At 46.1% G+C, this 11,726-nt stretch carries 3 protein-coding genes and 1 pseudogene; 2 read left to right on the plus strand and 2 right to left on the minus strand.

Translation table 11 applies throughout. The features are described 5' to 3' along the window. Positions 1 to 213 precede the first annotated feature (213 nt). Complete coding sequence (symE, locus tag ACETPC_RS06990; RefSeq protein ID WP_380180395.1) at positions 214 to 513, plus strand: endoribonuclease SymE; 300 nt, start codon at positions 214 to 216, stop codon at positions 511 to 513. A 72-nt stretch (positions 514 to 585) separates the two neighbouring features. Here symE and ACETPC_RS06995 read toward each other — a convergent pair whose 3' ends face one another. Both ACETPC_RS06995 and ACETPC_RS07000 read right to left on the minus strand, forming a co-directional pair. Then, on the minus strand, positions 586 to 6,906 hold the full coding sequence (locus tag ACETPC_RS06995; protein ID WP_380179971.1) for a DEAD/DEAH box helicase: 6,321 nt from the start codon (positions 6,904 to 6,906) through the stop codon (positions 586 to 588). A gap of 11 nt (positions 6,907 to 6,917) precedes the next feature. Continuing rightward, a complete protein-coding gene (locus tag ACETPC_RS07000; protein WP_380179973.1) occupies positions 6,918 to 10,205 on the minus strand; it encodes an STY4851/ECs_5259 family protein in 3,288 nt (1,095 codons plus the stop codon). 751 nt (positions 10,206 to 10,956) lie between these two features. Here ACETPC_RS07000 and ACETPC_RS07005 point away from each other — a divergent pair. Continuing rightward, positions 10,957 to 11,430 (plus strand): annotated as a pseudogene (locus ACETPC_RS07005) (restriction endonuclease); the annotation flags it as partial. Positions 11,431 to 11,726: the final 296 nt, after the last annotated feature.

An 11,726-nucleotide genomic window follows, 5' to 3' on the forward strand; every position in this document is an offset into this window, starting at 1 on the left:
GCGCACCTTGCTGGTGCGCTTCTTATTATTTCCTGCCAGATAAACCTTAATATTTATATTGAAATTATTTTATAGGTAGCTTATCCCAAGGTTTTTTAAGCTGGAATTTAGCTCCCTTTTCTGATGATATATACAGGTATTTGGCGCGGTGCGGATGTGCTGCAACACACCCGCGCCGCTAATCACAACTACTATTTAAAAGGAATAGTAATCATAACTGGCGCCCATTCTATTGCACAACTGTCTGAACCAGAAGTTCCGCCAGCGAATAATCTGCAATTAACTGTTAGCTATGCGAGTCGCTATCCGGATTATCGCCGAACTCCCGCCATTACCATGAAAGGACAATGGCTGGAAGCAGCCGGTTTTGCTACGGGCACAGCAGTAGACGTAAAGGTAATAGAAGGCTGTATTTTGCTCACCGCCCGACAGGAGAGCGAGCTGATGCAGTCGCTGCGCCAGGTATGCAAGCTGTCGGCGCGGAAACAAAAGCAAGTGCAGGAGTTTATTTAGGTTATTGCTGGTAAACAGAAAGCCGCCTGAATGAAAAACCGCTCCCGACACAGCATCGGGAGCGTTTAAATATCAGGAAACGATTACTTCCACCAGCACATCCGTTGCCCAGCTCTCTTCACTGTTGGCCACATTTCCTTCCTTACAGGCCAGCGCCATATTGGCCAACTGGAAAGAAACGTTATCGTTGAAGTCAAAGTGATACCACTTCGATGCAAAGTTAACGCGCCAGTAACCCATTCCCTGATCAAAACGGATCTTCAATACCTGACCATTTTCAAAAGTCAATGTCAGTTTACGATGATGGGGGATATCGCGCGGCGAATCGAACACCGTTAGATCTAATGCTCTGCCCATTGCTGCTGCAAACCACTGGTCAGCAAAATCCTGAAAATCCGCTTCGCTCATCCAGTCATGGTAAGGACGATTACCGGGACGATCTTTGGGTTTAAATAACGTATCCAGAGTCAGTTCGGCCTCAGCGGACAACTTCGATTGTAACGGTTTCAGTATGGCCGCTAGTAGCGCCAGCGCAACCGGGTTTTGCAGATAGCGGTCCGTATAGTGAACACGGCTAATTCGCGTGTTTTTCATCAGCAACTGCACTTCGTCATGGCCGTTAGATAGCGTGTCCCAGAAACGTTGCCCGAACTGCGAAAGCGGGCCATTCAACTCTTTATGGATCTGTATGTCTTTAACCCGCTCAATAAAGTTCGCTGCTTTCCCCGGTAGAAAACACTCGGTCAGTTCTACTTTTTTATAACCGAGGCTACGAACGACCAGCTCATTATTCAGGTGCCAGCCGGGCCCTGGAATGGTTGCCTGTTGACTGCGTGAGGCCAGCGTCATTACCCGCTCGGCAAAGGTGACTTGAGCAACAATCGGAAATTCTGGTTTCTGTTCAATATGACACAGCCGCACACCCAGCGCAGTAAACTGTGTAAGTTCATGCAGCAGCTCTTTATCATCCACGCCATTGGGAATGACCAGATCAACCGCGATGTTGTCTTTTACCCGATAGCTCTGGATAGCCGCACGAAACTGGCGGGCATATAAATCCCATTCATTGAGCGCACCGTTCATCCACAGCGTGAGCTTTTCAGCCCCTTCGTTGATCGCCCGACGAATCGTATCGCCAATGGTTCCAGGACAGTAGCGGGCATCCGGTAATGAGAATGTCTCTTCAGCCGGCAAACCGATGTAATACGTGAAGTCATCTCCAAGCCAGGTTAGCGCTGCTTTACGATCCAGTAAGTCGTGATCGTGGCGAGTCTGGGAGTCGAGCAGGCATTCACTGCATGCAGTACTACAATGGCGGCAGCCCAGCTGTTTGACCATTTCCTGCAGAATGGTCTCAATGTGCAGTGGTGCACCGGAAGCAAAACCAGCACCACCGCTGACCACATCGTAAAGCTGAATGGCTAATACCGATTGTCCGTCTTCCAGTCTGACCGGACGCACGGCGTAGCCCAGTTCTGCAGCGGAAATACCTAACCTGCCTGCCAGCGCCTGCCGTAATGCAACCGCCAGGGTCATGCCGATGACGCGTCCTTCATCGGTATTATCCGGGATATATTCACCGTTTTGCGGCTTGCGCAGGACTATTTCGAACACATCCGTACGAGCCAATGCTCCCAGCGTAACGTTCTTCATGAGTGCCGTCGATCCTGAGCAAACCAGACGTTGATTCTGACTATCACGATCCGCTTTTCCCGGGCGAGGCGGGTAGTGGGCTTCCATACTTTTCGGCGCATCGGTTTCATTCAGCATCGACTCTGCACGGCCACAACTTAAACACAATGCGTATCCATGTCCTCCAGTTCCAAGGCTTTGCTGGAAAACATGCCCATCTGGACCAGAGGCCATATATCCCATTATTGGGTTAGGCAGCGGCACGGGTTCAGCTTTAACAAACACCCAGGCAGGAACAACCGGGATAAATTTCATGGTTTCGATATTGTTCGTCACCGGCGCATGCGCATCCGTCACAAATCCGGTAGGTTGCAGCACCTGACGGCGATTATTCATGATTATTTTTTCACCACAGGCGCTGTTGGTGCAACAGAGCGTCCCGGCATTGCTCATCCCTTCTTCATAGCCGATAGTCCCACATTTATGACAGCGCCAGGCACAATCCAGACGCTGGGCTTCATTGGTATCGGCATTAATATTGTGCCAGTGCAGTGAAACACCGGCTGAGCGGAAGACTCGGCCATCAAGAATAATTTCTGCACCAGGTGCATATTCACGGATGGCGACACCCAAGTTACGCGAGGGAAGTCCTTTATAGCGAGACACGTTATCTTCACGATCTTTTTTATTACGACTTTTCTGCGATTTTTCGCGGATATAGTCTTCCATAGTGAAGTTATCAAATGTCACCACATCCGTTGGGAATCCGTATCCCGGCAAGAAGGTTCTGGCCGCCAGATCGCGTAGTAGATACTCGCCACAGTGACGTTTTTTTTCCAGTTCAATGCGTTTTCGATATGGCGTTTGCGGCTGCGATTCATGCTCTTTGGCTACAAGGTCACGATAAACAGAGAGCCATCGCTCTTGCAGGAAAGTAATCGCATAGATCGTTCTATCCCGAAGCTGGTTGGATCTGGCACCATGCAGCGCCGTCCCTTTCACGAGTCTTTCCAGTGCTGCATCAATTTCAAGTACCGGTCTTTCCAGCCAGACTTTAAAACGCTCACATTTTGACTGCTCACTGTCTTCACCGAAAAACCATAGGCTGTCGAGGCTGGTTTTCTCTTTATCCGTTTCGCCAATGACGTTACACAAAAAATCAGAGAGCAATAAAGCGTTAACGTGACGTTGAACCACGCGGATGGAGTTCATCGCTACCATCGGTGCAGGGATCAGCGTCTCAAATGGCCAGAGTGGGTTGGCGAAAACTTGCTGGTCATGTGGGTTTCCTTTACAAAGCGTGTAAGAAATTGCTCGCGACTCCTTACTACGCCCGGCGCGCCCGGCACGCTGTAAATAGTTGGCCGGATGAGGTGGTACGTTGTTCATCACTACGGCGCTAATGCCGCCGATATCGACCCCCATTTCCATGGTGGTAGAGCAATTGAGGACATTAAGCTGTCCGTTTTTAAACATTTTTTCATAGCTTTGCAGGCGCTCTGAAGATTGTTGGGCAGAGTGCTCAGCAGTGCGGTAATAAAAGCCACCTTCAACAACACGATCGTTTATATCCGTCCAGACGTTTTCCGAACGTAATTGCGCAATCTGCGGTTCTTTACTGACCCAGTCACGCACTTTCGTCAGACCTGCAGCGTAATCCTCTTGCGAACGATCCATGTGCCAGATTTCCGGCATGGTGACCTTCTGCGCTATAAAAGCGTCATATTGCGCTTGAGTAAGATGATCAAAAGAAATGTGGGTGGGCAGATAAGGTGTTAATCCTTTGAAAGTTGTATCCAAAATTTTATTGGTAACCGGGCAAATCCAGGCATCTGCGATTAATGAAAAGGTTAAATGCTCTTTTGGTAAATAGAAACGGTTACCGTCGGGCTTGAGTACCGCAAGTGGCCCTGTAAGCTGTATCCATGCTTCTTTTAGCCATGCATTAATTATATCCATCGTTGCCGTATTTACGGTTTTGAATCCTGCGCCAAGCATTAACAACTTCACTAGACGATGAGATATATTGCCATTACGAATCTGCGGCCAGCGTTTGTTCTGATTATCTTCGGGGTCCTTCGTTTCCGGGTTGCGGACGAATTTCGATGAAAAACGGCTACCAATCCAGTTTTTCAGCTCATCGTCCAGTTGTGTGAAGTTACTTTCGCGAACATATAGATCCAATGTAACTTTAAGAAAGTCGTGCCAGTCATCCAGCGTCAGACCTTGCTCTTGCCAATGTACGGGGACCTTATGGGTTTTCTCCAGTCCTTGATAACCAACCTGAACCAGCCCTTGCGTTTCCAGGCTGTTAGTTCGTTTAGGTCGACGCATGAATTCCCGGAATAGCAACATTTCCGAAAGTTTCAGGGGGCCGCCGTTTTCGTTGAATACTTCAGGCTTAAGGTAGTGGTTATATTGCAGAACAGGACCACGGATGTCGGCTTTCTCTTTGAGCTCATTAACCATCTCTATCCAGGTTCGTGCAACCAGAATAGTAGCCGCTTTGCCTCCGGTCGCGGCCTGAAAGACCTGTTCAAGCTGTTCGGCCTGTGCCTCTGATAGTTTTGCTTGTTCAGGTAATCCCCAGCTTCGATATTCATCAGCTTGCTCGCGAGCCTGCTTTACTCTCGCCGCTAACTTTTCCAAATCTGCATTAGCATTTGGTGTTGTTGAAGTTTGCGTTCGTTGATGCCAGCTTAGAATTTCCACCACGCTACCGCGTAACCGGCTTCGCTCTGCTTCTTGCTGCATGCGAACAGCCATTCTCGCTGTTCCCTGGCGGCTGTCGGTAAAGGTAATGAGACGGCGGCCCCTTCCGGGCAATGAATCAGGCCCAACGCCTTCTTTTCCTTCTTCACTGATAAAGTCCTGACAATATTCAAGAACGGTTGGCACAATGTTAGTGACATAGAATGGCCCACCTAATAAAGCGCGCCGGAACGGTTGTTTACCGCTCGTGCCTCTGTAGCCACAGCCTTTGGCGCTACATACCTGTTCAATATCGTTAATAATCAGTTGAATACTGTTATTGTTTACAACGCCTATATGACGAGACTGTCGGTCAAGGCGTTGAAGGATATAACCCGCTGCGCTAGTTTTTTCAGCTGCAATAATGATCGGGGGCTGAAAGTGACTCTCTTTTTCAACTTTTTCTTCACTGGCGTCGTATTCAGCAGAAGCTTCATCCTGTAAAGAGAATTCGTCGCCGCCTTTATTTTCCCACTGGACAAGTTTACTATTTTTGTCCCGCGCCAGAAGATGTGGCTCGTTACAATCATTACAGAATGCCAACTCGTAAACCGGGCTGCCGCAATCGCAGCTTTGCTTTTGATTTACATAGACATAGCCAAAAGGCCAATCCATTTCCAATGGTGTACCATTCTTATGACTGCATTCTTTATCTACGCAAGCCCAGATACCCTGTGTACTGCGTTGGAAGATATGAGCCCTGACCTTAAGAAATGCCGGTTCTTTTTCGTTTGGTTGTGTACCTGAGCAGACGTCAACCCAACGCAATACTTCCTGCTGGTTGTAATTCTGTTTAGTCAGCGAGTTTAGCCGCTGCGTCATCTCCTCCAACTTCATTGGATTCGGCTGAGTAACTAACATGTCACGCAAGTGGCGTGCCTCAGGTGAATGTGTGAGTGCATCAAAACGCTTTGGGCTTACGCCTTTCATTTCCGTATCAGGGAATTGCTCAATCTCTTCTAATGGAAGATAAGCGCTTTTACACGGTTCCAGTTCTGGGATTACCCGGCTTCCGTCCAGTACGTCAATACGTTCTTGCGGTATACCGGATAACTCAGAAAGGAATTTTTTCAGTTGTTTTTCAGCGTCGCTTCCGGCAATGGTCGCAGAGGTTGCTACAAAACGCACATCATCAGGCGTTACACCAAAAGCTGTCATTACGCGGCGTAACTGGAGTGCCAGTTCTGCTGCCTGTGAACCGACATAGGTATGCGCTTCATCTAATACTATCCAGCGTAGCGATTTTTGTATTTTGGATTGCTGGATAATCGGAGCGTCTATCTGGCGAACCATCATATATTCCAGCATCGTGCCATTGGTCACCAGAATAGGTGCTGGCTCTGCACGCATTTTTTCACGCGAGAGCACTTCATTCGGTCTCTTTGCCTGCTCGGTTTTAACTGCAGCATGTAAATTTTCAGTATTGCCGTTGTAGAGGCAGTACCGGATCCCACTACCAAAACTACGTGTCCAGGCATCGAGGCGCTCACGTTGGGAATTAATTAAGGCATTGAGGGGGTAGAGAAAAAGAGCCCTCACACCCACCAGAGGGTTGTTGCCGTTTTTATGCAGTTCCTGGTAGAGATCTTCCAGCACAGGAACCATAAAACATTCGGTTTTACCTGAACCCGTACCGCTGGTTACTACGACTGAGTGTTTTTTCTCCAGTAAAGCCCTCCAGCTGGCTAACTGATGAGTAAAGGGTTTCCAGTCAGCACCAAAACGGTATCGCCCATTGTTCTCATCATCCAGTGAATCAACCACTGCTTTACTCAGTAATGCTTTGCCTTCCGTCAAGCTGCGCATCGTGTAATTTGATTCTTTCCAACCAAACATTTGCTGAAATACTGGTGAAGCCAGGAATGAGCCCGATTTCCCACAATCGGCACCCATTTGCTCCGCAAGATGCTCACGCAGCTTAGGGTTTGTAACTCCCATGATACTTAGCGTTGCTTCAGTTGAACGAGATAAAGATTGTTCAATAAGTGAAGAAAAATAGCGTGTAGGCATTGTCATTCCTTTTATTTTTCAGCGGCGTAGCGTAGTAGAGTGTACTGGAAGATAGCTTTAAACCAGCGTGAATCGAAATCTCTGACTTGTCTCAGGAAAAATACAGCGCCGGGTTTATGGTCAAATACAGCAGCAAAAGAGGTTTTACCGGCTGCGACTGCTGCAGCAAAGATGGGCAAGCAGGCTACAGAAAAACGATAATTCGCGTCAGGATGAATGCTGATTACAGAATCCCTTTGTGACATCATCCAGTTATGTAGGCGTTTACAGCCGTATTCTGGCCAGCGAGCCTCACTATGTTCACGTAAAAGCTCTTGATACCATTCACGGACGAAAAAATCTGGAATGTGTGGGGGTAGTATTCCATAGTTCAGCCATTTCTCAATTTCGTCGGCATACGTCGGAAATACGAGCCCCAACCGCTGATACATATTCTTTACCAGCACAGCCAGGGTTTCTTCCGGCGCGCCTTTTTGGCGCAGGAAAAGTTTAAATCTCTCAGCTGCGTTTCTGATTTCATAAATAGGGAAAAACTCCCACAAAACAGGGAACTCATTTTCAATACGATTTAAATAATCAGGAGACATTTCAAATTTAAAAAGAGACATTGCCAGTGCTTGCGGATGCTGTACCAGGGCACGCCATACTTCAAAAGTCGCCAGCGGTAGATAGCCAAACTGATCGTATAAGCTACGCATAAATTGCCAGCCAGAATGAGCTGGATCGATAGCCATCTGATCTAGTACCAGGGTGATGGTGTTAACTTCCGCTTGGGGATTAAAAAGCTGGGTAGCTTTCTGCAATGAACGGATGCTACTCTCTTCAACAAATAAAGAAGGCTCGCCCCGAATGAAGAACGGCCGAAACGCCATTTCTTCATTCGGTTTGGGAACAATTAGCCAAGGACCGTTTTTGCTTACGATAGAACCCAATTCATATTCACCAATTGGTACACCTTCGCTCATTCTTGATGTTAAAAGGGTCGATTTCCTCTCTGGTTCACTCAGTAACATGATAACAGGAGAAGGTAATTTCTCGGAGCGATAACTGCCGGTCTGGCTGATGAGAATTTCTTTTTCGTAATCATAGCGCAAACTGTATTTATAGCGGCGAATCTGCCAGCTCATTACAATGCCAGCGCCTTTTATTTGCATCTCTACAACCTGGTCAATACCTGTCTCAAGAGATAGTAAGTTTTCAATGTGCTCTGTCAGACTATATAAATTTAGTTCAACTGGATGCTCACCCGCTGTATAACGCCATTCATGCCATGCCTGAAGCCCACTGATTGAGCGTAGATGCAATTCCAGAGAAAAACGTGTCGGATCGCCGTTTTTGCTAAATAAAAAGGCTCTGGAACCAAGTAGGTCATGCAGAGTAATATTTTTATCCAGAGGAATACCATTTGCATCAAAGGCCAAACAACCTTTTGCTGGGAAAGGTAGGAACATCTCTATAGGATCTGCTCCCAAATTTGCGTAAATTTGCACAGAGACAAAAGCAGGAGGCATTCCTTCTGCCTTAAATGAAATTTCTGTTTGTCCTACTGAGCGTTTGCGAGCAACCTCCAGTGTTTTATCCTTTAAGACAGCCATGCAGGCATGCTGCGTTGAGATGACAAGGGATCCTTCATTAGCTTGATCACCACCTTTTATTTCAATGTTAAAATCTGCCGGTAAAACCCCGATTTTTCGTCGAAATAGTGTTTCATTTTGATAGTTTCTGACAGAAACATATTGTGTTCCCATCATCTCCTGTACCTGACATTCATCTAACGATATGCCATTCAAGTAACGTTTTAATTTTAGTTCTTCAATCTCCAGGCCTTTTGCCGAAACTTTAGGCACACCAAGGAATGTTTCATTCGGTTGGCAATTCCAGGTAACACGTTTGCCATACAAATCAAATCCGCTCTGATTAGATTGTTCTCTCCCGGTATGAATCCTGTATGTTTCCTCTCCGGAAATGGTTACCTCCTGACGGCCTTTTACGGACAGTGTTTCAAGCCCTAATATCAAAACCGCACGTGGAGGGCCTTCGTATCCTGAAATAGTAATTTTTTTTTGAGGTAAGGCAATAAGCACATTGCTGTTGCGTAGGCTACAAGAAGCTTGCCCTTGCAATAACCAGCGATCCTTGTCGTCAACAAAAGTAAGTGGTACCTCGCCAATGTCGATTTCACTATCTTCCAGTTTTATGGCACCAACAATCATCCCTCCAGTACGCGCAACAATGGATAAACTCGCTGCTGGTTGGCGTCGGACAAACTTTGATTCGCTTTTACGCAGGCGAACTTTAGCATGGGCGTTCTCCAGAGAAGCATAGGCAGTACCGAGACTGGCAACTTCCACACCATCTTCATAAATAGCAAGTTCAAATCGCGTTGTTGAAGGTTCGCTGAGGATCGGAAAAGAGAGTTCATCAGGTAAGGAAATTATCGCTCGTATTTGATCAGGATGATTTTCCGACCAGTAGAATTGGCAACCGGAACCTTTATTTTTTTGTAAACGGGATTTAGCCTCTACAGAGGCAGTACATAGCAACCCATTAAGAAAGCGGTTACCAGTTTCATCATCCAGAGGAATGGGAAATTCATCCCGCCATTTAGGATGAACCTTATCAAGCTGCTTCACTGGTTCTGTATGATTACTCAGGTTGTACATCAGAACCAGCGAACTGAGTTTTTCTGCTATATGACTGATGAGCTCGACAGAGGTATCTTCGCTAAAGACAATAGGCAGGGCTGACTTTTCTACAACTGTTCTTACCAGTGAATGTGTGGAAAATCCCGCCAGTTGTGCCTGTTCATATTGATTTAGAATCCGGGAGAATACGTTCTGAAAATGGCTATCTGATTCCTTCAACAAGCGAAAGGGTAGTCCCCCCTCACTAAACAATGTTCCGAGAAAATTACGTCGCTCCGATTCATAAAAGCGTATAGGCCGTATCCAGTAGGCCTCCATTCCTTTAGGAATAAAATTTCTTAATTCAGTTGCTGTTAATGATAATCCTAACTTTTTATAAATAGGGTCCCATGTCCACCCAAAATGGCGCTCATAATCTCTGCGATACCATTCAGAGCAAAAAAGGACAAAACAAGCAGCATAACCTTTATCATCGGCATAATCTTGTGATTTACTGATCGCACAAAGTAGTTGCGTTAGGTTAGCATATTCATCGTTGGTAGCATGATATTCATATAGCGGCCGGCCATCCGGTTGCCTCAATCCTCTACGATTAAGAAAGTTACTTAGCCAGGAAGTACATTTTAACCAGGGAATGTATTCTGATTGACTCAAGGCAAACTCCTTACAGGCAGCGAAACAAAATGTCAGAGTTATTCGATACGAAAAATACAGCAGGACAGCCTAACCCTTACACGAATTTCACTACAATCACTAATTTTAGTAGGTAAGATCTGTAAGTAATCTACTTGGATCTGAACGTATAAATCCAGATCTTTTTGTTGCTCACGTTTGAGCTATCTGCCTGTACAAGTACTGCCGTGATACTGGGAGCTCAGCGCACTGTTCGGATAATCCTCATTATAATGACTGAGAGCGATAACAGGTTGATTACTATCGTCCCACTGCCCGTCCTCGGAAATCTTCGATAAATTAGAAGCTTATAATCTTCACGAGTCTCTTTGCGATCCTGATATTTTCAGAATAGTGCATTAGCGTTGTTCGCGGCTCAAGACTTGATATATGCGCATGTCTTCTTTTCATACACTCTAAACATTACATTTAATACGCCAGACACTCTATACCCGTATGCGATAGTTCCTGCCTGATCAAATACTTAACCCTAAGAACTGAATAAAGTGCATCCATGTCAAAATTTATTGACCATTTTAGTTCAGAAGCTGCTGGACGAAACAGCGGAAGCCGTTGAATTACTAATACTCTTACACATGACCCATACATACTACAGTTTCCCGCTTATAATCTGCCCTCCAGGACATTCAATTCCGAGCCACTTGAAGTATTTCTTTAGCTGGCATTTCCTCGGCGAGCAGCTTCTTCAGCTACCCATACTAATTTTGGGCGGTCTGCAGCGCTTCGCGATATGGAAATGTTGGCGTTTGAAGGTATCAAAGATCGAATCAATTCTCTTGATTGGGATGAGATGCAAAATCTCGTTGCCGGAGTCTTACGCAGCATGGGGTATAAGACTCTGGTCTCACCTGCGGAGGCCGATCGTGGTAAAGATATCATTGCTTCGAATGATGGCTTTGGTTATGAAAATCCACGGATTATTGTTGAGGTTAAACATCGCAGAGAACAGATGGGAAGCCAACGTATCTGTAGCTTTATTGGCGGTCGCCATAAAGATGACCGTGGGCTTTATGTCAGTACTGGTGGCTTTTCCAAAGACGCTCGATATGAAGCCGATCGCTCGACGATACCTCTGACGCTCTGGACTTTGGATGACCTTGTCAGGGCGCTTATCGAAAATTATGAGCAGATCGATATCGAAACCAAGCTTTTGGTCCCCCTGAAGAAAACTTTCCTGCCTGCTTGAATCTTGTTTTGACGGCCATATTAGTGTTGTATTGATATGGTTTTATATCCATGCATAGCGTCTATTTTTATGTGGCTTCTAACTTGTGGTTAAAAATGCGGATGTAATTATCTGTATGAGGTAATAGGAAAATATCAACGTTATTCTATTCAGCGTAAAATTAGAATCCGGTATCTGCACTACTTCAGGTTTACTGCACCCATTATTATTTCTGCCGATAATTTTTTAAATTCGCTTAAGCTCCTCATTTCCCATAAGCCCTACAATAAACCTGAACCCCCCACGCTATCCGGTGA

This window comes from Pantoea sp. sgz302252, assembly GCF_042610525.1.
Taxonomy (GTDB): Bacteria; Pseudomonadota; Gammaproteobacteria; order Enterobacterales; family Enterobacteriaceae; genus Erwinia.

Excerpts from the sequence above, each read along its gene's own strand:
- ACETPC_RS06995 (WP_380179971.1), bottom strand. The coding sequence starts at position 6,906 with ATGCCTACACGCTATTTTTCTTCACTTATTGAACAATCTTTATCTCGT.